The 25,765-nt window shown below is 51.8% G+C and carries 24 protein-coding genes and 1 riboswitch; of the genes, 9 read left to right on the top strand and 15 right to left on the bottom strand.

Going from position 1 to position 25,765, the window contains the following annotated elements; genetic code table 11:
- The first annotated feature begins 166 nt into the window (after positions 1 to 166).
- A complete protein-coding gene (locus tag IQ268_RS25190) occupies positions 167 to 1,081 on the top strand; it encodes an alpha/beta fold hydrolase (protein WP_193885013.1) in 915 nt (304 codons plus the stop codon).
- A gap of 83 nt (positions 1,082 to 1,164) precedes the next feature.
- Here IQ268_RS25190 and IQ268_RS25185 read toward each other — a convergent pair whose 3' ends face one another.
- The 3 genes from IQ268_RS25185 to IQ268_RS25175 form a co-directional block, all read right to left on the bottom strand.
- Positions 1,165 to 2,103 (bottom strand): CoA-binding protein, encoded by a 939-nt coding sequence (locus IQ268_RS25185; RefSeq protein ID WP_193885011.1) that lies wholly within the window; start codon positions 2,101 to 2,103, stop codon positions 1,165 to 1,167.
- An 86-nt stretch (positions 2,104 to 2,189) separates the two neighbouring features.
- The gene (locus tag IQ268_RS25180; protein WP_193885010.1) at positions 2,190 to 3,344 is read right to left on the bottom strand and encodes a succinate--CoA ligase subunit beta; all 1,155 of its coding nucleotides are present in this window, start codon (positions 3,342 to 3,344) and stop codon (positions 2,190 to 2,192) included.
- Positions 3,345 to 3,720: 376 nt separating this feature from the next.
- Entirely contained in the window at positions 3,721 to 4,884 is a 1,164-nt protein-coding gene (locus tag IQ268_RS25175; RefSeq protein WP_193885009.1) for a GuaB3 family IMP dehydrogenase-related protein, read from the bottom strand.
- Between the two features lie 531 nt (positions 4,885 to 5,415).
- On the opposite strand from IQ268_RS25175, the gene IQ268_RS25170 reads away from it, so the two are divergent.
- A complete protein-coding gene (locus tag IQ268_RS25170) occupies positions 5,416 to 5,937 on the top strand; it encodes a response regulator (RefSeq protein WP_193885008.1) in 522 nt (173 codons plus the stop codon).
- Between the two features lie 126 nt (positions 5,938 to 6,063).
- Here IQ268_RS25170 and crtR read toward each other — a convergent pair whose 3' ends face one another.
- The 6 genes from crtR to IQ268_RS25140 form a co-directional block, all read right to left on the bottom strand.
- Positions 6,064 to 6,975, bottom strand: coding sequence for a beta-carotene hydroxylase (gene crtR / locus IQ268_RS25165; protein ID WP_193885007.1), 912 nt, complete (start codon positions 6,973 to 6,975; stop codon positions 6,064 to 6,066).
- A gap of 241 nt (positions 6,976 to 7,216) precedes the next feature.
- Positions 7,217 to 8,008, bottom strand: coding sequence for a Fe-Mn family superoxide dismutase (locus tag IQ268_RS25160; RefSeq protein WP_370584701.1), 792 nt, complete (start codon positions 8,006 to 8,008; stop codon positions 7,217 to 7,219).
- 360 nt (positions 8,009 to 8,368) lie between these two features.
- A complete protein-coding gene (locus IQ268_RS25155; RefSeq protein WP_193885006.1) occupies positions 8,369 to 9,004 on the bottom strand; it encodes a hypothetical protein in 636 nt (211 codons plus the stop codon).
- A gap of 301 nt (positions 9,005 to 9,305) precedes the next feature.
- Positions 9,306 to 10,943, bottom strand: coding sequence for a chaperonin GroEL (gene groL / locus IQ268_RS25150; RefSeq protein WP_193885004.1), 1,638 nt, complete (start codon positions 10,941 to 10,943; stop codon positions 9,306 to 9,308).
- A gap of 151 nt (positions 10,944 to 11,094) precedes the next feature.
- Positions 11,095 to 11,406, bottom strand: coding sequence for a co-chaperone GroES (gene groES / locus IQ268_RS25145; RefSeq protein WP_193885002.1), 312 nt, complete (start codon positions 11,404 to 11,406; stop codon positions 11,095 to 11,097).
- 94 nt (positions 11,407 to 11,500) lie between these two features.
- The gene (locus IQ268_RS25140) at positions 11,501 to 11,785 is read right to left on the bottom strand and encodes a hypothetical protein (protein WP_193885000.1); all 285 of its coding nucleotides are present in this window, start codon (positions 11,783 to 11,785) and stop codon (positions 11,501 to 11,503) included.
- Between the two features lie 163 nt (positions 11,786 to 11,948).
- Here IQ268_RS25140 and IQ268_RS25135 point away from each other — a divergent pair, with 163 nt between their 5' ends.
- The gene (locus IQ268_RS25135; RefSeq protein WP_193884998.1) at positions 11,949 to 12,548 is read left to right on the top strand and encodes a DJ-1/PfpI family protein; all 600 of its coding nucleotides are present in this window, start codon (positions 11,949 to 11,951) and stop codon (positions 12,546 to 12,548) included.
- Positions 12,549 to 12,696: 148 nt separating this feature from the next.
- Here IQ268_RS25135 and accD read toward each other — a convergent pair whose 3' ends face one another.
- Complete coding sequence (gene accD / locus IQ268_RS25130) at positions 12,697 to 13,623, bottom strand: acetyl-CoA carboxylase, carboxyltransferase subunit beta (protein ID WP_193884996.1); 927 nt, start codon at positions 13,621 to 13,623, stop codon at positions 12,697 to 12,699.
- 169 nt (positions 13,624 to 13,792) lie between these two features.
- Positions 13,793 to 14,020 carry a hypothetical protein gene (locus IQ268_RS25125; protein WP_193884994.1) on the bottom strand — a complete coding sequence of 76 codons (228 nt, stop codon included), beginning with the start codon at positions 14,018 to 14,020 and terminating at the stop codon, positions 13,793 to 13,795.
- A 313-nt stretch (positions 14,021 to 14,333) separates the two neighbouring features.
- Here IQ268_RS25125 and hslO point away from each other — a divergent pair, with 313 nt between their 5' ends.
- The 4 genes from hslO (at position 14,334) to IQ268_RS25105 (ending at position 19,663) form a co-directional block, all read left to right on the top strand.
- The gene (gene hslO / locus IQ268_RS25120; RefSeq protein WP_193884992.1) at positions 14,334 to 15,236 is read left to right on the top strand and encodes an Hsp33 family molecular chaperone HslO; all 903 of its coding nucleotides are present in this window, start codon (positions 14,334 to 14,336) and stop codon (positions 15,234 to 15,236) included.
- 235 nt (positions 15,237 to 15,471) lie between these two features.
- Positions 15,472 to 17,553 (top strand): chromosome segregation ATPase, encoded by a 2,082-nt coding sequence (locus tag IQ268_RS25115; protein WP_193884990.1) that lies wholly within the window; start codon positions 15,472 to 15,474, stop codon positions 17,551 to 17,553.
- Positions 17,554 to 17,730: 177 nt separating this feature from the next.
- Positions 17,731 to 19,125, top strand: a complete 1,395-nt coding sequence (locus tag IQ268_RS25110) for an IctB family putative bicarbonate transporter (protein WP_193884988.1) — start codon at positions 17,731 to 17,733, stop codon at positions 19,123 to 19,125.
- A gap of 55 nt (positions 19,126 to 19,180) precedes the next feature.
- Entirely contained in the window at positions 19,181 to 19,663 is a 483-nt protein-coding gene (locus IQ268_RS25105) for an adenosine-specific kinase (RefSeq protein WP_193884985.1), read from the top strand.
- 24 nt (positions 19,664 to 19,687) lie between these two features.
- On the opposite strand, the gene IQ268_RS25100 is transcribed toward IQ268_RS25105, so the two are convergent.
- The 3 genes from IQ268_RS25100 to IQ268_RS25090 all read right to left on the bottom strand — a co-directional run bounded on the left by IQ268_RS25100 (position 19,688) and on the right by IQ268_RS25090 (position 22,952).
- On the bottom strand, positions 19,688 to 21,844 hold the full coding sequence (locus IQ268_RS25100; RefSeq protein WP_193884983.1) for an ATP-binding protein: 2,157 nt from the start codon (positions 21,842 to 21,844) through the stop codon (positions 19,688 to 19,690).
- 320 nt (positions 21,845 to 22,164) lie between these two features.
- Positions 22,165 to 22,632 (bottom strand): SsrA-binding protein SmpB, encoded by a 468-nt coding sequence (gene smpB, locus IQ268_RS25095; RefSeq protein ID WP_193884975.1) that lies wholly within the window; start codon positions 22,630 to 22,632, stop codon positions 22,165 to 22,167.
- A gap of 53 nt (positions 22,633 to 22,685) precedes the next feature.
- Positions 22,686 to 22,952, bottom strand: coding sequence for a YciI family protein (locus IQ268_RS25090; RefSeq protein WP_193884967.1), 267 nt, complete (start codon positions 22,950 to 22,952; stop codon positions 22,686 to 22,688).
- Positions 22,953 to 23,057: 105 nt separating this feature from the next.
- Here IQ268_RS25090 and IQ268_RS25085 point away from each other — a divergent pair, with 105 nt between their 5' ends.
- Positions 23,058 to 23,633 carry a 2'-5' RNA ligase family protein gene (locus tag IQ268_RS25085; RefSeq protein WP_193884965.1) on the top strand — a complete coding sequence of 192 codons (576 nt, stop codon included), beginning with the start codon at positions 23,058 to 23,060 and terminating at the stop codon, positions 23,631 to 23,633.
- A 125-nt stretch (positions 23,634 to 23,758) separates the two neighbouring features.
- Positions 23,759 to 23,846: riboswitch (Glutamine riboswitch) on the top strand.
- 34 nt (positions 23,847 to 23,880) lie between these two features.
- The gene (locus tag IQ268_RS25080; RefSeq protein WP_193884963.1) at positions 23,881 to 24,360 is read left to right on the top strand and encodes a DUF4278 domain-containing protein; all 480 of its coding nucleotides are present in this window, start codon (positions 23,881 to 23,883) and stop codon (positions 24,358 to 24,360) included.
- A 173-nt stretch (positions 24,361 to 24,533) separates the two neighbouring features.
- On the opposite strand, the gene IQ268_RS25075 is transcribed toward IQ268_RS25080, so the two are convergent.
- On the bottom strand, positions 24,534 to 25,652 hold the full coding sequence (locus tag IQ268_RS25075) for a hypothetical protein (protein ID WP_193884962.1): 1,119 nt from the start codon (positions 25,650 to 25,652) through the stop codon (positions 24,534 to 24,536).
- Positions 25,653 to 25,765 lie beyond the last annotated feature (113 nt).

Raw genomic sequence — 25,765 nt, 5'->3', positions numbered from 1 at the left:
TTGAGTTCATCAAGAGGACAGGTATCACTGCCAGTCCTCTTTTGTTTTAGCATTCCGTTCGTGCCGCTGTTTCAGTCCAATGTAGATGCAGGAAAACTGCCAGAATTGAATAGTCACCGGACACTAGACATGAATTGCGTGATTTGCTTGAAGCAAACGATTGATTATGTTGCAATTTCAGCCGCCCGGTTTTGGGCAACACGTCATCCGCACATCCCTGGGAGTGATGGCTTATTACACGCCAACCTCAGCCCCCTGGCGTACCGGAAACGAACAAGAGCCATATCCACCGCTCATTTTTTTACACAGTTTAGGTGGAGGCTCTTCTGCCTACGAATGGTCGAAGGTGTATCCTGCCTTTGCCCCAGCCTTCCGGGTGATTGCGCCTGATTTGATTGGTTGGGGGCAGTCTACCCATCCGGTGCGCGACTACCAGATCGACGATTATCTGCTGATGTTGACAGAACTAATCGAAGGCACAGGCAGCAAACCCGCTACCGTGGTTGCATCTTCCCTGACAGCCGGAATTACGCTTCGCTTAGCCACTCAGCGCCCCGATCTGTTTCAACAGTTATATTTGGTTTGTCCTTCGGGATATGGTGACTTTGGTTCAGATTATAGCCGGGGCATTGCCGCTCAGCTTGCCGGAATTCCCGGACTCGATCGCCTGCTATACGGTGCCGGAGCCGCCAACGAAACGGCAGTACGCAGCTTCTTGCAACAGTTTTTGTTTGCCGAGCGATCGCGCATTACCGACGAGATGGTTGCGGCCTATGTCGCCTCAGCCCAACAGCTCAACGCCGAATATGCCGCACTGGCCTCACTCAAAGGCAATCTCTGCTTTGACCTGGCGCTGTATATGGAAACACTAACCGTGCCCACTGTGATGCTGTGGGGCGACAAAGCCTGGTTTAGTACGCTCAAAACCGGGCAACGGCTGAGCAAACTCAATCCACGACCGATCAAAGCCTTTCATACGATTCCCAACTCAGGCGTGCTGCCGCACCTGGAAACCCCTGAACTCGTCATTGGTCTGCTGCAATCTCACCTCCGTTACCACCAGGAACCGGAAACAGACTGAAGATCGAGAGGATAGCCAGTCATACCAGTCGCTTGCTGAGGTGCAATCCATCAATTACCTATCTGCTCTAGATTTCTGGCACCTCATTCTTTTTCCTTGCTGGCTCTACTTCCACTCTGCGACTTGCGCTTGCTCGGTTGAAGCGCCTTCTTAATCAGGTCAGGAATATCAGATGGACGTTTTGCTACAGGAATTTTGGCCTGTTTGAATGCAGCCATTTTGCTTTCTGCTGTGCCAATGTCGGCTCCAAGTCCGGCAATTTGCGAGGCAATGATAGCTCCGGCGTGACCCATGATCTGCCCTTTTGGAGCCGTGCGACCCGCAATATACGCAACCACGGGTTTATCGATCGCCTCTGCAATGTAGTGAGCTGCCACCTCTTCGCTATCGCCACCAATTTCACCAACCAGAACGATCGCTTCTGTTGGCTCATCCTCATCCAAAATTTGGAGCCACTGTTGGAACGACGACCCGACGATGCGATCGCCACCAATGCCTACCCCAATCGACTGCCCGAACCCGGCACGGGTTAACTCTCTGGCAATTTCGTAGGTCAGCGTACCGCTACGGCTAATTAGACCAATGGAACCGGGAGTATAAAACTCAGCCGGATGAATGCCCAATAGAATCTGCCCCGGCACAATGATGCCCGGTGAATTTGGCCCCACTAGCAGCGTTTCAGTGGCCTCGGCCTTGCGAACCAGATGAACCATATCCATAGGCGGCACACCCGCTGTAATAATCACAATGTGCCGGATGCCAGCCGCGATCGCCTCTAGTGCCGCATCCAGCACTTCATAGGGGTCAACAAAAATGACGGTTGCATCCACCGTTCCCGTCTTGGAGAGCGCCTGCTCTACCATGTCAAAAACGGCAATGCCCTGATGCTTTTGCCCGCCGTGTCCAGGGCTAACACCCGCCACAACCTGGGTACCGTAGGACTGCATTAGCGGAGCAAACAGCGCCCCTAACGGTTCCACTATCCCCTGCACTAATATTTTGCTGTCTGAGGTAAAGTTCATCTAAGATTCAGCCTATTGCAAGTCCTATGCGAGTCATATCAATCGAAGAAAAGACGGTGAACCGCATCTCAAATAACCATCAACGTTTAGCGTTTGGAGGAAGCCGTTGAAACAGCCTGGTCAATGGCCGTATCTAAATCGTCAGTGACAAAAATCTCTACTGCGGTCAAAATCTCCCGGGCTGATTCCAACTCCCTGCCCAATAGCCTGATGACATAGCGAGGCAGAGAATTGTGTTGCGATCGCCGTTCAAAGTAGCTGGCAATCGTTGTCGCCACTTCATCGCAGGCAATCACATTACACCACAGGTTGACCAAAACAACCTTCACATCCCGCGACTGGCTCACCCGATCCAGGCCATACTCAATTCGCTCTTGCATCAGAGTTGGCGGGCAGTCATGACGATTTTCGCCGCAGACATTTAAGAAAAGCCCCGGTTTACCGCCAGCCGCCTTCACCAGGTCAATTGTGGTCATGGTTAACCCGGCACCATTGCCCAAAATGGCAATCGTACCGTCGAGTTCAACCAGTTCCATACCAGGAAATGACGGCTGAGTTTCGCTGTCGGGGGAATGGGTAGGAATCTTGGTTACCAAATCGGCTAGGTCGGCATGGCGACCCAACGCATCATCATTGGCCGTCACCTTACCGTCTAACGCCATCAGTTCGCCACTGAAGCTAACCGCCAGCGGATTGATTTCAACTAAATCCAGATCTTTCTGGATAAACAGCCGATACATTTTCTCAATCATGGAGCTAACGGTCTGGATCAGCATCCCCTTTAGCCCCATCTTCAGCGCTAACCGCCGAGCGTAAAACAGCGAGAACTCCTGATCAACCGCCACCTGATGCAAATGCTTCAGGTTAGACTCAATTTCAATACCGCCCCGTTGCGAGCCTAACAAAACAGGGCAACGCGCCGAGCGATCGAGTGCTACAGCCAGATAAAACTCTTGCTCGGCATCATACTTAGCTTCCGCCAGCAACACTTCGGGATACTTACCCATAATGGGCAGATGAAAAATAGTCTGGGCGGCTGCCACGGCATCAATAGTGTTCTCCACAAATTTGATGCCACCCGCTTTACCGCGCCCGCCCGTCAACACCTGTGACTTCAAGACAACCGGGTAAGGAATCTTCAGATCTTTAAGATCCTTGGGATGGTCAATACATTGAGAGGGCAAAACCGGAATGCCCGTCTGACTAAAAAGTTGTTTTGCCTGATACTCTAACAAATCCATGCCTTGAGAAGCGCCCCAAAAAGGTAATTATACCTGTACACCGCAGATTGCCTGCATTACCCAGCACACCATGACTAAGAGGAAATCGAATTGTGACGAATCAGCTCAATCTGACTCGATGCGGTTCTTTGCATCTTCACTCTCTTTATAGGCAGAAAGACAAAGCCTGCAACAACGATCCCAGGGCTGAGATCGTGTCAACAGGCCAACACAAACCAGGTGTAGTTAATGGTGTAGTTAATTTGGGTGCTATAAATGCAAATGGACACGCTTACAGGGAGCGATCGCCACTGGGTGAGGCGACAGTCGAGAGTTGGGGATCACGTTGGTTCGCAATGCTGCTCAGGTGACGCGATCGCCCAACTGCTCCTGTAACTTACTTACCCATCCCTAACTGCTGCGCTTTCTGGTACACCTTACCCTCAGTTAACAGCGATGGTGCAATCACTACCTCAACTTGCTGCATCTCGCGAATATCTTTAGCACCGAGGGTTCCCATGCTGGTCTTCAACGCGCCTAAGAAATTGTGAGTGCCATCATCTAACTGAGCGGGGCCGCGTAGAATTTGTTCTAGCGTGCCTGTCGTGCCAACCCGAATCCGAGTGCCGCGCGGCAACACCGGACTGGGGGTCGCCATTCCCCAATGAAACCCTCGACCGGGCGCTTCCTTTGCTCTGGCAAACGGCGAACCAATCATCACCCCGTCTGCACCACAGGCAATGCATTTACAAATATCGCCACCTGTAATTAATCCACCATCAGCAATGACTGGAACATAATTGCCCGTTTCGCGGTAGTAATCTTCGCGGGCAGCGGCGCAATCCGCCACCGCCGTTGCCTGTGGTAAGCCCACACCCAGCACTCCCCTGGAAGTACAGGCTGCCCCTGGCCCAATGCCCACCAGGACGGCTGCGGCTCCAGCTTTCATCAGGTTGAGCGCCACTTCATAGGTCACACAATTTCCTAACACCACTGGAATGGGCATCGATTGACAGAATTCGGCTAGATCAAGTGGTGTTACTGATTCAGGCGACAGGTGTGCTGTTGAAACAACGGTCGCTTGTACAAAGAACAAATCTGCCCCAGCTTTGGCTACCACAGAACCATATTTAGTTGCGCCAGCAGGTGTTGCGCTAACCGCTGCAATGCCGCCTTGCTCTTTAATCTCCCGAACGCGTCGTTCAATCAACTCGGGTTTAATGGGCTCCGCATACAGCTCCTGCATGAGCGGCACAAACTCTGTTTTATCCACTGATGCGATGCGATCGAGCACAGGCTCAGGGTCGTCATAGCGAGTCTGAATGCCTTCCAGGTTCAGCACGCCCATTGCGCCCAGTTGCGAGAGCGCTACCGCCATCCGTACATCAACCACTCCATCCATTGCGCTGGCAATAATGGGGATGTCACGCTCCACTCCACCAATGCGCCAGCGCGTATCCGCCAGGCTCGGATCTAGAGTCCGCTGACCAGGAACGAGTGCTATTTCATCAATTCCGTACGCTCTACGGGCAGACTTGCCCCTGCCAATTTGAATGTCCACGCTTCTCATCTTCCACAACGGATTAAGGCTAGACTATCAAATCTATAGCTAAAGTTGCTCCAGTGGTATGTGAGGACACTGTCGAATTTGCCGTCAAGCGCCTTGGGGTGCACTAATTCTAGACACGTAGCAAAACGGCAGTAAAGTTGGCCTGCTTGCACCACTGAAATGAGGTGCTGCTCGGAGTCGTCTCGTGAAGAGAATGGTTTAACAGGTAGCAGATATGTCACTCGAACCGCCTCTCCTGGCTTGCCGCAAGTGCTACACCCTCAACCTTATGAACCTCCGAGCCGATTTTTCAGAGTCTCCCAGAGGTTGCCTGAACCAGCGATGCATTTGACCCATTCGCCCCACCAGGTAGATTGGGGAGCCGTTCGAGTTGCATCCAGCACCTTTAAACCATCCTTAGAAGCGCCACCAGTATAGAGGGAAAGCCGCAAAGGTGTCTAAAATGTCTCTTCGGGTTGATGCTGTTTTTCTAGTAGCAAAGAGACGATAGAACTACCCGAGTTCAACCATCTCCATCGAGCGATGAACGTTTCTCATCCTGCATCAAATCGTGCGAGCGATCGCATATTAGTCGTCGATGACCTGATCGACAATTCATTTCTGCTACAAACCCTATTAGAGGAGATGGGATATCAGGTGGACGTTGCCGACAGCGGTTCTGCTGCCCTGGCAAAAGTAGAAGAAAACCCACCCGACCTCATTTTGCTAGATGTAATGATGCCGGAGATGAGCGGCTATGAAGTCACTCAACGCATCCGGCAGAATCCGGATCTGCCACCTATCCCTATCATTCTCGTTACCGGATACACGCAACCCAGTCCTGAAGACGCATTGGACTGCGGCGCAAACGGACTCATCCGTAAGCCAATCGACTTCGACGAAGTGGTGCATTGGGTGCGCCATGTTTTGCCAGTTGAGGCGTCTGCCTCTCCTCCCGCTCCAGATCCGTTGGACGGTTATGCCCCCCTCTCCCGTGGGCAGATGACGCGAGAGCAGTTTGGCCGACAGTTCTCTGAAGCTACCCCCTCAAGGTGGCAGTATTAAGGGAAACAACGCTTCAATTCATTGGCTTCCTGGCATCCTGCTCGACACAGCTTAGAGAATGACTTGAGCGACAAAGCCTCACGGTTGGAGGCTTTGCGCTGTAGTGTGTGAAGTTGGCGATCGCAGCTAGAGATTGAGCTTGTCTGAACCCCTTGGCTGTGCAGGATGTCGATGCAGTCGAATTCCCAGAAACACATCATAAACAAAGCTAAAGAAGTCTTTGCCTTGAAGCAGCCCCAGCGTTTGGTGGCATCCCTTTTCATCGAGTAAGGGGCGAGTTGCCCGATACGCCGTTTGGTAGTTATACCAGGGAATCGACGGCCATAGGTGATGAATCAGATGATAGTTTTGTCCCATAATCATCCAGTTCAAAATGGGGCTGGGATAAACTCTGGCATTCTTCCAGCGATCGCGCTCTTTGAATGGACGGTGGGGCAAGTAGTCAAAAAATAAACCCAAGGCCAAACCCACCACCAGAGCCGGAGAAAACCAGAAGTTAAAAAGATAGCCAATAAAACCGTAGTGGAGCGCCACAATCACAATCGAAGCGACCGCCAACCGGGCGAGAAGCCATTCCAGCAATTCGTACTTGCGCCACAACTGACGCTTAAAGAAGAAAATTTCGTGATAGAAAAACCGAGCAGCAATAAGCCATAGCGGCCCACCCGTTGAAACAAAATGGTCAGGATCGTTTTGCGGGTCGTTCACGTTAGCGTGATGTTGCATATGCACCCGCGTAAATACCGGAAAGGAAAAGCCCAACATTAAAGCGCTGCCATGCCCCAGGATAGCGTTGACGAGGCGATCGCGATGAGCAACATTATGGGACGCATCGTGAATGACCGTTCCCACCATGTGCAGAGCGATAACGTTGATCATGAAGCAACACCAATCCACCCAGTGCCAGCGCCAGTAGCCTAAGGTTGACAAGATCGCTAACACCACTGATGCCAAAAACATCAACAGGGTGGGATTAAAATCACCTGGCGGACCCAACAACTCCTTTGGTACTGTCAGGGGCTTCTGTGCCTCCGACATGCATTCAAGCTCCTTAATTAGCCATACTCTGCGTAGTATAAGATACCTGATAAACAGAATAAAGTTTTGTGAAATTAGCTCATCTAATATAACCAGAGCATTACTGATTATTCTCCTTAATCGTCAAGCAGGCATTTTTCTAATACAGCCTGGCAATTATAGCTAGTAATGCAGCTAGAGAGGCTCTGATAACCGCCAAATTTTCCAGAGCCTCTGCTTGGCTTATGCGCCAGTGCCAGCGTTAGCGGTCCTGACTGGCTTGTTCAAAGCGGTTGCTGATTTCAGGCCAGTTGACCACATTCCACCAGGCGCTCAAATATTCTGCTCTGCGGTTTTGATAGTTGAGATAATAGGCGTGTTCCCACACATCGTTACCCATGATGGGATAAAACCCTAACATTAGTGGGGTGTCCTGGTTGGCGGTACTCACAATTTCGAGTGTGCCGCTGTTATTTACGATCAGCCACACCCAACCGCTGCCAAACCGATCGGCTCCAGCTTGCTCAAATGCTGATTGAAACTCAGAAAAGCTTCCAAAGGTCTGGTTAATTTGTGCAGCAAGGGCACCCGTTGGCTCACCACCACCATCAGGACTCATAATTTCCCAGAACATGGCGTGGTTAACGTGGCCGCCTCCATTATTGCGAACCTTGGTTTGAATATCGTCTGGCAAATCGTCCAGGTTTCGCAGCAAATCTTCAACGCTTCTGCTTTGTAAATCAGGATAGTCGGCTAGAGCCTCATTGAAGTTTTCAACATAGGTGGCATGGTGCTCATCATGGTGCAGTTGCATTGTTTGCGCGTCGATGGTCGGCTCTAATGCGTCATAGGGGTAAGGAAGGGGAGGCAATTCAGCCGGAGCCGCGCTGAGTTCTGCACTGGGAGCAGTCGTTTGAGCCAGAGGGGTCGTTTGAGCTGGGGTGGGCTGCTGGGCAGGCGTAACAGCTTGTACCGACATCAGCAATACCAGTACAGCACTACCCAACACTAGAGGGCGAAGCGATCGCCGCATTAATCTCACAAACTGTCGCATAGGTTCATATCTCACAACAACGATCGGCATAGCACAGCGAGGCAGGATCGAGAATTAGCCTCAAACCACGGTGCGTTACCGGATGGGGACAGGTTTAAACGTCGGAGGTAAAAGGAAGATTTGAGAGGTCTTTGTCGCCAGCCAATGTCACTTAGCTCGGCCTGAACTGCCTTCAATAGGAGGTCAAGGAGATCGGCAGGTGCCTGCATACACCACAGACTACCTGCCAAACAGCCGCTCAGATATGCCCTCGGTCACAACATTAAACCCGATCCGCCATGTCATACCGTAGCGTTGACATGCCTATGCAGAATCGAACCAGGGAAGGAAGTTCGGCAATTCAGTTATTCTTCGTATCAGCTATTCTTCGTAGTCAATTTGCCGCGTTCGCCTGGGAGTGCGGATCGACGGTGGCAAAAACTCTTGATTGGGGAAACCGTAGGGCGTTTGAATGTGATGAATAATCGGCGGCATACTGCGCGATGGGCGACGTTGCGATTGTGCCTGCACCAGTAAAACAATGACCGCCACCAAAATAATGCCACCACCCAGCAGAACGACTAGCAGCGTAACGCCTACTGCAATCAGCGTCACTGTTTGAAATCGGTCGGGCTGCTCTACCGCAGGAGCTATGCGGCTCCGCTGCGACATCACATCTACCTGCGCCGACATTTCATGAATTAAACGTTGCTGCTCTTGAATCTGTGTGGTTAGCCCTTGAATGTCATTCTGCTGTTTCTCGATTTGATTCTTCAGCCGTTCAGCTTCGTCTCTTTGCTGCTCCAACTCCCGCTCTAAGGCTCGTTCTTGAACAGTTGGTTGATCAAAGTTGGGACTGGGTGGTACGGGTACAGGCGGCAAGTCGGGCACTGTCGGCATCGATTGAGGCGGAGGCGATCGCCTGTATCCATCAACAGCGAACCCCCCACCCAGCAACAACACCGCCACAATGCCCGTAATGGCACATCCGCTGAGGAATGCCGTAGTATCACTCATGGATGTTTTTCCTTCTCATCCTGCCTGAGTCATACAACTTAAAGATCAATGTCTCATACTGTGCTGGTTCGCTACACATAGGTTGGTTATGCATCGGTTGGCTACAGCAAAAACTCCAAGCCAAAACTCCCTACACGGTAGCAGATGCTAAGCATTTTGTATGTAAAGACTAATAGAGTTTTGCCGGTTGAATCACTTTATTGCTAGCAACAAAGCCGCCCTCCCAGGAGAGCGGCTTACCCTATTTTCTAGCGTGTGACAGAGCCGTTTGACTCCAAACGACTAATCATTACGACTAAACTTAGTAGTCGAAGTCGCCGCCCATGCCAGCACCAGCACCAGCAGGAGCGCTGTCCTTAGGCTCTGGCTTGTCAACCACAATGCACTCGGTGGTTAGAACCATACCCGCAATAGAGGCTGCGTTTTGCAGCGCAGAGCGGGTTACTTTAGCAGGGTCAACAATTCCAGCCTCGAACATGTCAACAAACTCATCGGTGGCGGCGTTGTAGCCAACGTTGAAGTCTTTCTCTTTAACACGCTCGGAGATCACAGCACCATTTTGGCCTGCGTTCTCAGCAATCCGCTTCAGGGGAGCAGCCAGGGCACGAGCCACAATCAAAGCACCCGTCAACTCTTCGTTCTTCAGGCTGCTCTTAGCCCAATCTTCTAGTTGGGGAGACAGGTGCGCCAGGGTTGTGCCACCGCCAGGAACGATGCCTTCTTCAACGGCCGCTTTGGTGGCGTTGATTGCATCTTCTAACCGCAGCTTCCGATCCTTCATTTCAGTTTCGGTTGCAGCGCCAACTTTAACCACCGCAACACCACCAGAGAGCTTAGCCAGGCGCTCTTGCAGCTTTTCTTTGTCGTAGGAAGACTCGGTTTCTTCCATTTGGCGACGAATCTGCTCGCACCGTGCTTTAACAGCGGCTTCGTTACCTTCTGCCACAATCGTGGTGGTGTCTTTGGTGATGGTGAGGCGACGAGCGCGACCCAGCGACTCAAGCTTGACGTTATCGAGCTTTAAACCTGCGTCTTCGGTGATTACTTGACCACCCGTTAGCACCGCGATGTCTTCGAGCATGGCTTTACGGCGATCGCCAAACCCAGGAGCCTTAACCGCTGCCACGTTCAGCACACCGCGTAAACGGTTAACCACCAGAGTAGCCAGCGCTTCCTTCTCGATGTCTTCGGCCAAAATCAATAATGGCTTGCCAGAACGAGCCACCTGCTCTAGCACGGGCACCAAATCCTGCACCAGAGTGATTTTCTTGTCGGTGATCAGGATGAATGGCTCTTCCAAAATCGCTTCCATCCGCTCGGTGTCGGTTGCGAAGTAGGGAGAGATGTAGCCCTTATCGAAGCGCATCCCTTCGGTGACTTCCAGTTCGGTGGTCATGGACTTGCCTTCTTCCAGAGAAATAACGCCTTCGCGGCCTACTTTCTCCATTGCTTCGGCAATCATCTGACCGACTTCTTCGTCGTTACCCGCAGAGATAGAACCAACCTGCGCGATCGCTCTTGAATCTTCTACCGGGCGAGCGTGCTCAGCAATTTTGTCAACCAGGAACGCCGTTGCCTTGTCAACTCCACGCTTCAGCGAGATCGCATTCGCACCAGCGGCAACGTTGCGTAGACCTTCTTTCACCATCGCGTGAGCCAGAACGGTTGCAGTGGTGGTACCGTCTCCTGCTGCGTCGTTGGTTTTGGAGGCTGCCTGACGAATCAGCGACACGCCTGTATTTTCGACATGGTCTTCTAGTTCAATCTCTTTGGCGATCGTGACCCCATCGTTCACAATTTGGGGTGCGCCAAATTTTTTCTCTAGAACCACGTTACGACCCTTGGGGCCAAGAGTAACTGCAACGGCTTCTGCCAGAATATCGATACCCCGTTCCAGGGCGCGACGAGCGTTTTCGTTATAAATGATGCGCTTAGCCATAGGTGTAAGAAATCTGCGACTTCAAGTGAGTGAGAAGTGGACGGTATCGTTTTGAATGTTGAGAACTCAAACTTCAAAACTTACAATGGATGGAGTTGCTGCCCTTAGCGATGACTCAACAGCCATGCTTAGAGCCAGAACACAGGACAATCTAGGCAACGATCGCCAAAATGTCTTTTTCAGACAACAGAACGTACTCATCCGTACCCAATTTGATGTCAGTTCCGGCGTACTTAGAGTAAAGAACCTTGTCTCCGATTTTGACCTCTAGCTCTTGGCGAGAACCATTGTCGTCGCGCTTGCCAGGACCAACTGCAACAATTTCACCAACCTGGGGCTTTTCCTTAGCGGTGTCGGGCAAAAGGATACCACCAGCGGTCTTCTCTTCAGAGGCGCTCACCTTAACAAAAACGCGATCTCCTAGAGGTTTAACAGTGGAAACGCTCAGAGATACAGCTGCCATACAAAATTCTCCAGACTTTTAGATGAGACAAATTGAGATGTGATTGGGTTGAGTAACCAGCAGAAACCCAGCCCCTTCTGGAACTGGTCAACATCTACGACCTGTAGAGTATTACACGAACCAGAGCTTGAGTTAGCACTCTCGACTCCTGAGTGCTAATGTACCGAACGACAGAGGGAACTGCAACTGGTTGCGCCTCTCCTTTCAGTACGGTTTCCCGAACAGACACGGCGATTACTGGGGCGATCGCCCGGTTCGTCGTTGGCTCAACCGCTTGTGCTATACAGGTTTGTGAAGCAAGTTCAGAGACGCGCACACCGTTGAGCAATCTCAACAACCCATTGGCTCCAACGGCAGATAGGTTTAGAAAACTCCACAATACAGAGCAAGTTTGATGCGGCCAGCTCAAAATTACATTGTTTTGCCAGAAGACCCAATGGCTGTAATTTTTGAAACAATAGATAGTGATCGAGTGAGATTCAAACCGCTACATCCCAGTCAATCAATGGCTGCTCACCAATACGATTAGGAGTTAACAACACATGGCTGGAAAAACGATTTTAATGCTCGTCGGCGATTTCGTTGAAGATTATGAGGTCATGGTTCCCTTCCAGGCACTACAGATGGTGGGGCACACGGTTCATGCCGTTTGTCCCAATAAGAAGGCGGGTGAAACAGTACGAACCGCCATTCACGATTTTGAGGGCGACCAGACCTACAGCGAAAAGCCAGGGCACAACTTTACGCTAAACGCTACATTCGATGACGTTGACCCAGACGCGTACGATGCCCTGGTGATTCCGGGGGGACGTGCGCCTGAATACATCCGCCTCAACCCTGACGTGATTAAAGCGGTACAGCACTTTGCCCATGCCAACAAGCCGATCGCAGCTATCTGCCACGGGGCACAACTGCTAGCCGCTGCCGAAGTACTCAACGGCAAGCGTTGTTCTGCTTACCCGGCGTGTGGGCCAGATGTCACTCGTGCCGGTGGGCACTATGCCGATATTGCAGTGGATGAAGCGATCGTGGATGGCAATCTGGTGACCGCTCCAGCATGGCCTGCTCACCCTCGCTGGTTAGCAGAGTTTCTTAACGTGTTAGGAACTCGGATCGAGCATCCAGAATTGGCAAGTGTATAACGGTTGGCGGCGACCACAAGCTATCGGTAAGTCAGGCGCTCAGTCTAGTTAGGGCGGTGTTGCCGCCCTGCCTTTCGGGCGATCGCAGCAGTAGGTGGGCAGTGCCCACCTACCTGAAGATAAAGTATTGACGTTCGTTGCTAAATCCTTAGTCTGGACTCATCGTTTGCAGCGGCAACGCATCGGGCACATGTACAAAATGAGAAGGCGCATGATTGTAGGGTTGATGCAGTTGAATCAACTGTGCCAGCGTTTTCTTCAACTGTGGGCGCGGAATCACCGCATCGACAAACCCATGCTTAAGCATGTACTCAGACGTTTGGAAGTCATCGGGGAGCTTTTCGCGCAGGGTTTGTTCAACCACCCGCCGACCCGCAAACCCAACGGTTGCCTGAGGCTCTGCCAGGATAATATCGCCTAGCATGGCAAAACTGGCAATAACGCCACCCGTGGTGGGATGCGTCAAAACAGGAACATACAGCAGCTTCGCCTCTCGATGGCGTTCTAGCGCTCCCGAAATTTTTGCCATTTGCATCAGGCTCAGTAATCCTTCTTGCATTCTGGCTCCGCCCGACGCGCAGACAATAATGACTGGAAGCCGTTCCCGTGTGGCTCGCTCAATTAGTCGAGTTAGCTTTTCACCCACCACCGACCCCATGCTGCCGCCCATGAAGCGAAAGTCCATCACGCCAAGGGCGATCGGCAGTCCCTCTAGCTGCCCTATCCCGGTCAAAACGGCATCCACCAACCCTGTTTTATCCTGCATTTCCCGCAGGCGATCGGCGTAGGATTTGCGATCGCGAAACTTCAGTGGGTCCATTGGGCGCAGATTTTCGTCCAGCGGCTTCCACGTGCCAGCATCCACGAGCTGCTGCACTCGTTCGTTACTGTAAATCCGAATGTGATGCCCACACTCCAAACAAACCATTTGATTTGCCTGTAAATCTTTGGTGTAGGCCATGACGCTACACGACGGGCATTTGCTCCACAGTCCATCCGCAATCTCGCGCTCCTGTCGCTCTTTGCTAATCGGCCCTGATTTTCTTCGATTTGCAAACCAGTCAAATAAAGACATTTCTAGTAACTATTTAAGGTTGGGGTAACAGAGACGCTGAACAACAAAATGTGCATTAAACCGCATCGATCGTGAATCGTGCCTGCTCAAACCGCAATGACCCAAACCATGACACCATGCGTTTAACTGCCTTTAACTGTCATCAGTCTGTCTGTCATTCATTGGCTAATCAATATTCTGAAGCCTCGGCTGAATGGTCTTCAACTGGACTTAACAAAAATAGCGCCGTCCACTGATCTTGCAGACGAACCTGTAGTGCAGCGGGGGTACTGCAACCAAAATGTGGCGCAATGCCCTGGTTGACAACGCGAGCTGGAATGTCTTGGGCTGTGAGAATTTGCTGCATTAATTCAGCTTCCCACCGGGTGCCAGTTGTGCGAATAGTGATCCAGGTCACGGGATGATTTTATCAAAGAGCAGGGTGACAATTCGTTGCGGCTGTATTACAAACTTACTACCAAATCTCTGTTAGATGATGGTTTAAAGGGAACGACGGTTCAGCCACGTAAGCAGAACTGGAAAAAATAGGTGCCGAATTAAATCATGATTAAATCAGTCTCAGCGTGCCAAAACAGCCGTTGGTGTGACGGACTTGGCGGTTCGTAATGGGGCAATCGTGAACTCGATCGCATCTTTACTCCGGCACCTGAAGCAAAAGACGACCGCCTAGAATAGAACCATAACGAGTGTTAAGAACTGTATAGGGTTTCATGGCAGATCAATTAGTTCGGGCAACAGCAGCAGACGGGGGAATTCGAGCCGTAGGGGTCATCACTACGCGTCTGGCCGAAGAGGCAAGGCAACGGCACAGCCTCTCCTACGTGGCGACAGCGGCACTGGGGCGCACTATGTCCGCCGGTCTACTATTAGCGTCTAGCATGAAGCGGGCAGAATCGCGGGTCAACATTCGGATCAGGGGAAACGGGCCACTGGGTGGTCTGATGGTAGACGCTGGTTTAGATGGAACGGTGCGGGGCTATGTCGATAACCCATCCATCGAACTACCACCCAACCCCAAGGGCAAGCTGGATGTGGGCGGTGCCGTTGGGCAGCAAGGGTATCTCTACGTGGTGCGCGATGTTGGCTATGGCTATCCTTATTCCAGCACCACCGAACTCGTGACGGGTGAAATTGGCGAAGACATTACCAATTACCTGGTTCAATCGGAGCAAACGCCATCGGCGTTGGTGCTGGGGGTGTTTGTTGGAGCCCAAGGGGTAACGGCATCGGGAGGGTTATTGCTGCAAGTGATGCCCAAAGCAGCCAGGGATGAAGCGCTCGTACAAACCCTGGAATCGCGCGTGGCGGCGTTGTCTGGGTTTACGCCACTCCTACAGGCCGGAAAAACCCTGCCCCAAATGTTTGAAGAACTGATGGGCGATATGGGCTTAGAGGTTTTGCCAGAGCGGCAGCTTCTTCAGTTTCATTGTGGTTGCTCGTTCGATCGCGTCCTGGGGGCACTCAAACTGCTGGGTGAAGACGAACTGCAAGATATGATCGAAAAAGACGACGGTGCCGAAGCGACCTGCCACTTTTGTGGAGAGGTGTACCAAGCGAATAGCAGCGAGCTAGAGCAGCTCATCTCGGAACTGCAAACGGAAGCCAGTCAGTAGTAACGGACAAGCAACAGGGTGAGTATTGCGATCGAATCGCCACCTGCTTGTTCTCGTACTTGCCCAACCCCGTTCTCCGCCGTGATATGGCGTTTTGGAAAATTGAAGGGTAGGATGGCAACTATCGCATCGTGCATCTTAAGAAATTTCGGCGTTTGGCGTTGCATTGGGCAAGAAAGCAGTTCAGTTCCTGAACGCATAAACTGAACTGCCGCACGGTTGTTGTGGAGTAGGTATGACTAAAGACTGGGAAATGCCGAATCGTCCTCCCGATCCACGGAAGGTGAGTCGAGTTCCAAAAAAACCGAGACAGCCAAGACCGCCTAGAGCGCAGCAACGCCCTTCCCTCCCCAGGACACCTGCCGATCGCCCCATTGCCAATCGCCCATCCGCGCGACCTGCACCGCCGCCAACCGCTGCCACTCCGCCCCACAAACTTCCGTCCGTGCTGCCAACCCACCAGCCAAAACGCCCTCGCAGAGAGAAATCGCGCCCGATGCGGCTGAGCGTTAGCTCCCTAAAAGGGTCTTTGGGCAATCTTCGCGTTCCTAAAAGCTGGAAGTTTTGGGCGATCGCCTCAGTCCTGGTTTGTGTGGGGGTTGGCGGTACATCACTGGCACTGTTGTTCAAACTGCCGTCGTTGCCCAACTGCCCTTCTATTTTTTGGCCGACGGCTTCTGCTTCACTGCGGCTATACTGCGCTCAAGTTGCCGCTAATAAACAAACCACAACCGATTTACTGGCCGCGATCGCTCTGGTTGATAGCCTACCGGACGATCACCCGCTGCGAGCCGAGGTGAACCGCAACATTGCAGACTGGTCGATGGCGATTCTAGACCTGGGCGACCAGACGTTCAACCAGGGCGACTTGGAAGAGGCTATTCAAACGGCCAGACGTATTCCCTCAGACACCCCTGCTTACAAGCTGGTAAAAGACAAAATTCAGAACTGGCAGACGATTTGGGGTGAAGCCGAGTCGATTTATCAAGAAGCCGAAGACGCGTTACGAGAGCAAGATTTTCCCCAGGCATTTCGGATTGCAGTACGTCTTCTGGATGTAGGCAATACCTATTGGGAAACCACCAAGTATCAAGAACTCAACAACAACATTACCGTAGCTCGTCAAGATGCTGGCAAGCTTGGCAGAGCTAGAACCCTGATAGAACAGGGAGGATTGGCTAACTTGCTAGAGGCCGTCGGCTTGATCGACAAGATTGGGGAAAATAGCTATGCCTACAGCACCGCCCAAAAGCTGATTCGAGAAATTGGGCAAACGATGCTCAATCTGGCAGAGTCGGCTCTCGATCGCCGCGCCTATCAAGAAGCCATCAACATCACCCGCCAAATTCCCAGGCAGGCAAACCTGCAAGCAGAGGTTCAAGACTTTAATACCCTGGCGCAGGCACAATCGCAGTCTTGGGGCGGCAATGTTGCTGATTTGGAGTCGGCGATCGTACAGGCACAACGCATCCGATCCAATCGACCGCTGTACAGCAAGGCGCAAGCCCTGGTTAGCCGTTGGCAGCTAGAAATTCAAGATGTGGGTCATCTGCAAACCGCACGGCAGTTAGCACAGGTGGGATCGGTGGACGACTTAGCCGCTGCCATTGCAGAAGCTAGATTAATTCCCCCCGGTAATCCTCGTGCCGATGAAGCCCGCGCCGATATTGGCCGATGGACGACCGAAATTGAAACGATTGAAGACCGCCCCTACCTGGATCAGGCAGAAAATTTAGCCCTGGGTGGTGATGTGGCTGCCTTGCAAGCGGCGATCGACCAGGCCAGCCGCATTCGGGAAGGGCGAGCGCTGCATGGGGAGGCGCGGCGGCTGATTCGCGATTGGACGGCTCGAATTCAGCGGACTCAAGATCAGCCCGTGCTGGAGCGGGCCAGACAGTTTGCCAATGTTGGCGATTTAGCGAGTGCGATCGCCACAGCCGAACAAATTGGCTCTGGTCGTGCCCTGTCAGACGAAGCACAAACCGACGTTGACTCCTGGCGCAACCAACTACAAGGGCAACAATTTTTACAGGAAGCGTATCAGAGAGCAGGGGTCGGTTCCCCCAGAACGCTGTTATCCGCGATTCAACTGGCACAACGGGTGCCCGCCAGTAGCCCCAATCGAGCTGAAGCCGATCAAATGATTAACGTTTGGAGCCAGGAGATTCTGCGATTTGCCCAAAGTCAGGCCAGTTTTGACCTGCAAGGAGCGATCGCCACCGCTAATACCATTCCGCCACGCACCGACGTTTATGACCAGGCGCAACTCCAAATTGAAGGCTGGCAACAGATTTTGCAGTCTGGAGAAGGAAACTAAAGCATCATCCAACGCGCCAAATTTCACGGTCTGCCGCTCTGGGAAGCAGGGTTAAAGGGGGTCAAAGGGCGATCGCCCCGGAACTTGTAGCACTCAGCGTGATTCATTCACTCAAACAGGTTAAGATTGCTGGACATTTAGAACTGCACCATCATCCCTTTGACCTTTCCAACAGCTATGAACTCTGTTTGGCAACAGCTTACTCTGACAAACCTGCCGCTTCAGCAGTGGGGCGCTTCTAGCTATTTGCACCGTCTGGTCGGCCTGTTGAGAAGCTGGCGACAAAGCAGTTGGCTGCTGCAATGGTCAGACCAGATTGCCACCATTCTGGTGTTACTTGTTTTTGCGGTGGCTCCGTTCGTCTCAACCGGGTTAATTGGGCTGTTGCTGCTGGCCTGTACCGCCTTCTGGATTTTGCTCACCGTTTCCGATGAGGTGGAGAATGGTATTACTCCGATTCACCTGCTGGTGTTGCTATATTGGGCGATCGCCACGGTGGCAACGGTGCTATCACCCGTCAAAGCCGCTGCTATGGAAGGATGGGTCAAACTAACGCTTTATCTGGTGCTGTTTGCGCTGCTGGCGCGAGTGCTGCGATCGCCCCGCATCCGCACGGTGTTAGTTACGGTTTATCTGCTTGTAGCGCTGGTTGTAAGCGTCGCTGGGTTGCGTCAGTGGTTTTTTGGAGCGGCGGCGTTAGCCACCTGGGTTGATACCGAATCGACTCTGGCCGGAACAACGCGGGTCTACAGTTATTTGGGCAATCCTAACCTGTTGGCTTCCTATCTGGTACCTGCCACGGTGTTTAGTGCGGCAGCGGTGTTTGTCTGGAAGGGATGGCTACCCAAAGCATTAGCCGTATTTTTGTGGGTGATGAACTCCGCCTGCTTAATCTTGACCTTTAGCCGGGGTGGCTGGATTGGGTTTGTGGTCGCTCAGTTTGCTTTGTTAATGCTGTTCACCCACTGGTTTAGCGTCTACCTGCCTCGCTTCTGGCGACGGTGGCTCTTGCCTATTGTGCTAGCGGTTTCAGCGGCCATTGTTGTTGTGGCGGTTGCCAGTGTTAGCACGCTCCGCGATCGCGTCGCCAGTATTTTTGCCGGACGCGACGACAGCAGCAACAACTTTCGGATGAACGTGTGGATGGCGGTGGTAGATATGATTCGCGATCGCCCCATCATTGGCATTGGCCCCGGCAACGATGCCTTTAACCGCATCTACCCCCGCTATCAACAAACCGGTTACACCGCCCTCAGCGCCTACTCCGTTTTTCTGGAAATTGCGGTAGAAACGGGACTGATTGGATTGGGCTGTTTTCTGTGGTTGCTGTTGATTACGTTCAATCAGGGCTGGATGCAAATTCAGCGGTTGCGGCAGGTGAGGGCGGTTGATGGCTTCTGGCTGATGGCAGCGATCGCCACCATGAGCGGCATGTTATTACATGGATTAGTCGATACGGTTTGGTATCGTCCCCAGGTCAGCACCCTGTGGTGGCTAATGGTGGCACTGGTAGCCAGCTACTATCAACCGCTACTGGCAGAATCATCGGCCGAGACAGAGGTTGAACCGTAGAGACACAGCCAAAATACAGCTTGTTCTTCTCGTTTTGACGCAGGAGATAACCGTCATGGAATTAAAAGTCGTTCCCTTAGACATTCCAACCAACAGCAATTTAATTCTGGGTCAAAGCCACTTCATCAAAACAGTAGAAGATTTGCACGAAATTCTGGTCGGAATTTCGCCCCAGGTGAAGTTTGGCATTGCTTTTTGTGAAGCCTCTGGCCCCTGCTTAATTCGGGTTACAGGCAACGATCAGGACTTGCAAGCCGTTGCGACCAAAAATGCAGAGGCGATCGCAGCGGGTCACAGCTTTGTTATCTTCATGCGCGAAGCCTACCCGATTAATTTTCTCAATGCCGTTAAGCAGTGCCCAGAAGTCTGTACCATTTATTGCGCCACCGCCAATCCAGTTCAGGTGATTGTGGCTGAAACAGATCAGGGTAGCGGCATTTTAGGCGTCGTCGATGGATTTTCACCAACAGGGGTCGAAAGCGCAGAGGATGTCGCTACACGGCACAGCCTACTACGACAAATCGGTTACAAATGTTAGCCACTGGATTTCAACGGGTAGAAGTTAGTTAAGTTGCCAAATCGGCAGCTTAATCCAAAACTCCGTCCCTTCCCCCGGTTTCGATTCGCACCAGATAGCGCCTTGATGCTTTTCTGTGATGATTTGGTAGCTAATCGACAGCCCCAAACCAGTGCCCTTACCCACTGGTTTTGTTGTAAAAAATGGATCAAATAAACGCTTGCGAACGCTTTCGGACATACCCGGCCCATTGTCGGCAATTCGGATGATTACCGCTTCCGAAGATAGGGTCTCTGTACGAATCGTAATACAGCATGTGTGGCTACCCGCCGCTTGCCGCTTGCTGTCGCTCTCCAGCGCATCGATCGCATTGCTAATCACATTCATAAACACCTGGTTCAACTGTCCGGCATAACAATCGATCAGCGGCAAATGACCGTACGTTTTAATGACCTCAATGCCGGGATGATCTGCTCTCGCCTTGAGACGGCTTTGCAGGATCAGCAGTGTACTGTCGATCCCCTCATGGATATTGACCGATTTGACTTCGGCTTCATCCAGGCGGGAGAAGTTACGCAGTGAAATGACAATTTGCCGGATACGATCTGTTCCTACTTTCATTGAACTCAGGGTTTGAGGAAGGTCTTCAATCAGAAAATCGAGATCGATGCGGTCGATCTCAGCTTGTAGGGAAGCAGGTGGGTGGGGACAATGTTCTTGGTATAGCCGCACTAGAGCGAGTAGCGCTTGCGTGTACTCACTGGCATGGGTAAGGTTACCCGAAATGAAGTTGACCGGGTTATTGATCTCATGCGCTACACCGGCCACCAGTTGACCTAAACTGGACATTTTTTCGGTCTGAATCAGCTGGATTTGCGTTTCTTTCAGTTCGTGCAGGGTTTGCTCTAGCTGTTGGGTCTTCTCTTGCAGTTCAGCCTCCGATCGCCTCAGCGTTTCCTCCGCTTCAATCCGTTCAGTGATGTCTTCGTAGGTGCTCAAAATTCCAACCACATTTTGCTCGGCATCATGCAACGGAATTTTACTGGCATCAACCCAGCTCAACGTACCGTCCGCCTGGGTATGCGATTCAACAACATGGTATTTTGGGCGAGCAGATTCCATGATTTGGAGGTCGCCTGCCTCTGCCCGGTCGGCCTCCAGATTCTGGGTTAAATCGTGATGGGTTTTACCCACAATATCGGCAGGCGACGATAAGCCAACCGACAGTGCAAAGTTGCGGTTGCAGCCCAGGAAAACCAAATTGCGATCTTTCCAGACAATCAGTTGAGGAATCGTATCGATGACCAGTTGCAACAGTTGTTGCGCTTTGAGCAGTTCTGTTTCTGCCTGCTCCCGCTCTCTAACTTCAACGGTTAGCGCTTGGTTGGTTTCAGCTAATTCATGGCTGCGTTCAACCACAGAGTCGTACGACTGCGCCAGCTTTCCGGCCATCCGATTAAATTCGTGGCAAAGCTGTTCAATCTCATCTCCCGTTTGCAGATGGAGGCGATAGCTCAAATTGCCGCTGCCAATGGCAGCAGCCCCCAACTGCAATGTTTGAATCGATCGAATCACTGGCAGCAAAATCAACGCAAACTGCCCGCCCAGCACTAGAAAAATGGTGCCAGTGACCAGGTACATTACGCTTTTTTCTTTCTGACGAGACTGCTCCTCGGCCTCTAGAGATTCAAAATTTTGCTGTTCCAGCCGACCAATTAGCGTGTTGAGGTGAGCGTCAACCGCTTCATTGAACGAATTAAGGACTTTGAAGTCTTGCTGTACGATGGCAATATCGCGGCTTGATGACGCAAAAGTCAACGTCGAAATATGGGGTTGAATGGATTCTGTCACCAGCCGCTGAAAAGACTCGTGGTGCTGCCGAACCGACACCAACTCGGGTGATTGAGGCATTAGCTCCTCCAGTTCGGCCAATTCAGCTGAGAACTCCGAGAATGCGGCTTGATACCTGCTCAGGTCTGCTCGCTGGTCATCCAACAGCAAACTGTCTTTGATAGCAGCAATTTGATCGCGGGATACTACCTTCAGATGTCTGACGTGTTCAATAATGAGATTTGTCTCTTCTTGAGCCTCATCTTCCGCTTGCTGGATTCGAGTACTGGAAAAAGTGCTGATACCCACAATGGCACCGATCAGTCCAGTAACTACTAATGCAGACCCAATAAATTTCGTGGAAATTTTCACATTACCTACTCAAGCAGTCTGAAATGATTTAGGAACACCTTCGAGCCAGCAGCATGAAGACTCAGGTTTGTTGTTTGTTTTAGCAACTATCTGTAACGCGATCGAGCCAGCCTGCTTTCAGCAGTAGGCTCGGTTGTGGCAACAAAAAGCACTAACACGCGAACGCACAGCAAACGACCAGCATCAGAACTGCTGTATTGTGTTCAATTCACTCCAGCAGTAGAAGGGAATGAAGCTGCTCATCCACTATCTTATTGACCGTTCAGCTATCCGTACTGAGCTATGTAGCGGATGTGACTCCGTATAATCGGCTGATTTGGTTAGTAGTTCTTGATCGCCCGCTCAATTTCTCGTTTTTCTTGTTTACGCTTCAGGTCGTCGCGCTTATCGTGCAGCTTTTTACCGCGAACCAGCGCCATATTAACCTTGACCTTGCCCTGCTTCATATACATTTTGAGCGGAACAAGGGTTAATCCCTGCTGTTCCACCTGACCAATGAGCTTGCGAATTTCTTGCTTATGCAGCAGCAGCCGTCGCGTGCGGCGCGGATCGTGGTTAAAGACCTGGCTGGCGCTCTGGTGCGGCGAAACATGGACGTTGTGCAACCATATTTCTTCATTGCGAATTAGGCCATAGCCATCGCGCAGGTTAACCTTGCCATCGCGGATGGACTTAACCTCGGTGCCCTTTAGCTCAATCCCCGCCTCATACGTTTCCAGAATTTCGTACTGATACCGCGCCTGGCGATTGTCAGCGACAATCTTATAACCGTTGCTGCTATCGCTCATGTGTTACTCCAATGTGCTGTCGCTACTAAATAGGCAAGCTGTAGTCAATGAGGTTATTCAACGACGATGCACCATTCGTGCAGCTCGTACTCAACACAGCCGTTTTGAATCAGGGGATCGGTTGCAATAATCGCTTTCGCTTCGTCCAGGTCAGCCGCTTGAAACAGCAGCATTCCGCCTCCAAGCTCAGCCCAATACCCCGTTTTCGCCTGATGTCCTTTTGTGATCAAATCTCTGACAAAGGCTTTATGAGCGGGGATGAATCGGTCAAATGTAGCTTTATCAACCGTTCCCTTTTCAATTTTGACAAACCAAGGCATAGCCTAACTTCTAATACCGGAACTTCAGGATACCCTGTTGAACAGTCCGGGGACTAGGGACTAGGGGACTAACTTCATCTTTAGCCGTGTTTTAGTTACATGTTTATGACCTCAGAGAATTTAGATCAAGCTCATCCTCGTTTTTTTATAGCGTTACTGCCACCTCAAGCGATTCAAGAGTACGCCGATGGGGTGATTCAAGAGTTGAGCGATCGCTATCACACGCGTACAGCAAAAGCGCCTCCCCACGTAACATTGCAACCTCCATTTCGTTGGTCGCTAGAGGCAATAGCCACCCTGGAAGACTGTCTCTACAGGTTCGCAACCGAGCAAATGGCTGTGCCGATTACCCTTGCTGGCTTTGGAGCCTTTGCTCCTCGCGTCTTGTATATCAATGTTCTTAAAACAACGGAATTGCTGACCTTACAGGCAAGTTTAATGCTCCGACTAGAACAAACATTAGCCATTGTTGACCCGGTAGCAAAGCGCCGTCCCTTTGCCCCTCACATGACCGTGGCTTCTCGCAACCTGACGCGATCGATCTTTAAACAGGCATGGACAGAGCTACAGCAACGGCGGATTGAGTTTCAGTTTGTGGGCGATCGCCTTACGTTACTCATCCATGATGGCCACCGCTGGCACATTCGCTCAGAATTTCCGCTACTGAACCCGGTTGGCTGAGCAAAGCAAGGATTGGGCAAGCGTACTTCAACCATACAACCTCGGCGCTGCATTCAGTTTTGACAATTCTCTCACAGAAGCTTGACAATTACCTGCAAAACAGTAACAATGAATACAGAAATTAAATCGTTCATCTCTTCAAGCGTTACAAAAAATTAAGTTTACGCGTAAGGTTTGAGAGACGGAAGTAGGGGACACCCGAAGGAACGCGCCTCAACTCACCACAATTACACCAGAGGCGAATACCATGAAACTCACATACCGGGGCGTTAGCTACGACTACAATCCTCCTCAAGTTGAAGTTAGCAACAGCAACACCGTTGGCAAATATCGCGGGTTGGATGTTAGATTTCGCAATCCCAAGAAAAACCCAGTTCAACAACCGACGCTAGATTTGGTTTATCGTAACGTTGCTTACACCGCCAATGCGGTTCCTGAAGCAGCCGTTGCGGCTCCGGTGGCTACACCAGCCGCCGCCGTGGCGATTGAGCCAGTTTCCACCGTTCCGGCGATCGCCACCGTGTTGTCCATCCACGACCGGGCACGTTCGCTGATGATGAACCATCACCGTTCAGTGAAGCGGCGGCAGCAAGCGATGTTGAGCCGTCTAGATGCAGAAGTTGGTTTGGATGCTGGCGATGCATCCCACTACTGGAACCATGTTCAAGGCAAAGTGCATCCTAGCTTCTGGGGAACGTACGATCGCGGCCATGCTTCGCTGAGCTAAGCCACTCGCGCACGTTAAAAGTTTGGTCTAAAGGTTAGCTGGTTTGTTACACCCCCTCATCAGGGGTGTTTTTTTATGTCGCAAGTTTTGCCTGGTTCACAAAAAACACGGGGCGTGGTTGTACCACGCCCCGTGCCAGGTCAATGAAATAAACGTTCTGATGTTATCTGATGTTAGCGGTTCAAGTTTTGAGCCTGGTCAGGAGATAAGCAAGCACCGCCCCCCAGAGCTGCCAGATTCAAGTAAACCTGTCCCGCGTCACACTGATTTTGTGGAAACATTGGTGCAGGAGGCTGGGTTGGAACAGGAACAGCGGCCTGCTGCGGAACAGGAACTACTTGAGGTTGAATTACCTGAGGCTGAATCACCTGCGGTTGAATTACGCCTTGCTGCTGCGGAATGCCTTGCTGAACACCTTGCTGCTGCGGAACCCCTTGTTGCACGCCTTGCTGTGGAGCAATACCGGGTGCTGATGGAGTCGTAAACTGAACCGAGGCTCCCGTGGGACTTTGATTGCCAGCAGAAGGTGTAGTGCCAGGAGTCGCAACACCTGGAGTAGATTGAACGCCGCCGTTGTTTGGGGCGATCGCTCCAGCACCATTGGGTTGCGTGGTACGGTTGACGCGCTGTGTAGTGCCCTCAGGAGTGGTTACTCCCGGCACGGTCGTCCCCGGATCAACCACTCCAGGAATACTTTGCCCATCAACTACGCCCGGAATGCCAGTTGTGCCGCCTGTTCCAGGCACGGCTGTCCCCGGAACCGCTGCTCCTGGCGTCGGGGTTGTAGGGACGACTGTGCCGGGAGTTACTACGCCAGGATTGGCTTGTGGGACGGTATCAGGAGTAACAGTTGTTCCTGTATTTGGGGTGGTTGTAATACCTGGTGTAACTGTACCTGGAGTAGCTGCACCTGGGGTAATGGTTGAGCCTGGGGTTGACGGAGTGGTGGGGTCAACTGTGCCTGGAATAGCGGCTCCTGGTGTAACAGTGGTGGCTCCGCTCGGAACAGTAGGGTTAACAGTTCCCGGAATAGCGGCTCCTGGCGTCACAGTGGTACCTGGAGTCACAGTAGTGCCAGGCGTTGCAGATCCAGGCGTCACAGTGGTACCAGGGGTGGTAGTACCAGGCGTTGCCGCTCCCGGTGTCGTCGAGGTGGAGCCGCCAGAGGTGGTGCTGCCAGAAGTAGTGCTGCCAGAGGTGGTACCGCTGGAGGCTCCGCTACCGCCAGAACCAGATGAGCCTCGCAGGGTTTGTGACAGAACCGGGAAGCTAACTAACGGAGTTACCGTCAAAAGCCCAATTATGATAAGAATTCTTTTGGTTAGGTTCATGCTGGCCAGGGTGGCATCTTGCCTAAACTGCTTTTACACACAAATTTAAGGATCTCTTCCTGAATTTGCGCCTG

Source organism: Oculatella sp. LEGE 06141, from assembly GCF_015207605.1.
Classification (GTDB): domain Bacteria; phylum Cyanobacteriota; class Cyanobacteriia; order Elainellales; family Elainellaceae; genus Oculatella.
This window is presented reverse-complemented; position numbering and strand designations above follow the sequence as displayed.

Excerpts from the sequence above, each read along its gene's own strand:
- IQ268_RS25190 (WP_193885013.1), top strand. The coding sequence starts at position 167 with ATGTTGCAATTTCAGCCGCCCGGTTTTGGGCAACACGTCATCCGCACA.
- IQ268_RS25185 (WP_193885011.1), bottom strand. The coding sequence starts at position 2,103 with ATGAACTTTACCTCAGACAGCAAAATATTAGTGCAGGGGATAGTGGAA.
- IQ268_RS25180 (WP_193885010.1), bottom strand. The coding sequence starts at position 3,344 with ATGGATTTGTTAGAGTATCAGGCAAAACAACTTTTTAGTCAGACGGGC.
- IQ268_RS25170 (WP_193885008.1), top strand. The coding sequence starts at position 5,416 with ATGAACGTTTCTCATCCTGCATCAAATCGTGCGAGCGATCGCATATTA.
- crtR (WP_193885007.1), bottom strand. The coding sequence starts at position 6,975 with ATGTCGGAGGCACAGAAGCCCCTGACAGTACCAAAGGAGTTGTTGGGT.
- IQ268_RS25160 (WP_370584701.1), bottom strand. The coding sequence starts at position 8,008 with ATGCGACAGTTTGTGAGATTAATGCGGCGATCGCTTCGCCCTCTAGTG.
- IQ268_RS25155 (WP_193885006.1), bottom strand. The coding sequence starts at position 9,004 with ATGAGTGATACTACGGCATTCCTCAGCGGATGTGCCATTACGGGCATT.
- groL (WP_193885004.1), bottom strand. The coding sequence starts at position 10,943 with ATGGCTAAGCGCATCATTTATAACGAAAACGCTCGTCGCGCCCTGGAA.
- groES (WP_193885002.1), bottom strand. The coding sequence starts at position 11,406 with ATGGCAGCTGTATCTCTGAGCGTTTCCACTGTTAAACCTCTAGGAGAT.
- IQ268_RS25135 (WP_193884998.1), top strand. The coding sequence starts at position 11,949 with ATGGCTGGAAAAACGATTTTAATGCTCGTCGGCGATTTCGTTGAAGAT.
- accD (WP_193884996.1), bottom strand. The coding sequence starts at position 13,623 with ATGTCTTTATTTGACTGGTTTGCAAATCGAAGAAAATCAGGGCCGATT.
- hslO (WP_193884992.1), top strand. The coding sequence starts at position 14,334 with ATGGCAGATCAATTAGTTCGGGCAACAGCAGCAGACGGGGGAATTCGA.
- IQ268_RS25115 (WP_193884990.1), top strand. The coding sequence starts at position 15,472 with ATGACTAAAGACTGGGAAATGCCGAATCGTCCTCCCGATCCACGGAAG.
- IQ268_RS25110 (WP_193884988.1), top strand. The coding sequence starts at position 17,731 with ATGAACTCTGTTTGGCAACAGCTTACTCTGACAAACCTGCCGCTTCAG.
- IQ268_RS25105 (WP_193884985.1), top strand. The coding sequence starts at position 19,181 with ATGGAATTAAAAGTCGTTCCCTTAGACATTCCAACCAACAGCAATTTA.
- smpB (WP_193884975.1), bottom strand. The coding sequence starts at position 22,632 with ATGAGCGATAGCAGCAACGGTTATAAGATTGTCGCTGACAATCGCCAG.
- IQ268_RS25090 (WP_193884967.1), bottom strand. The coding sequence starts at position 22,952 with ATGCCTTGGTTTGTCAAAATTGAAAAGGGAACGGTTGATAAAGCTACA.
- IQ268_RS25085 (WP_193884965.1), top strand. The coding sequence starts at position 23,058 with ATGACCTCAGAGAATTTAGATCAAGCTCATCCTCGTTTTTTTATAGCG.
- IQ268_RS25080 (WP_193884963.1), top strand. The coding sequence starts at position 23,881 with ATGAAACTCACATACCGGGGCGTTAGCTACGACTACAATCCTCCTCAA.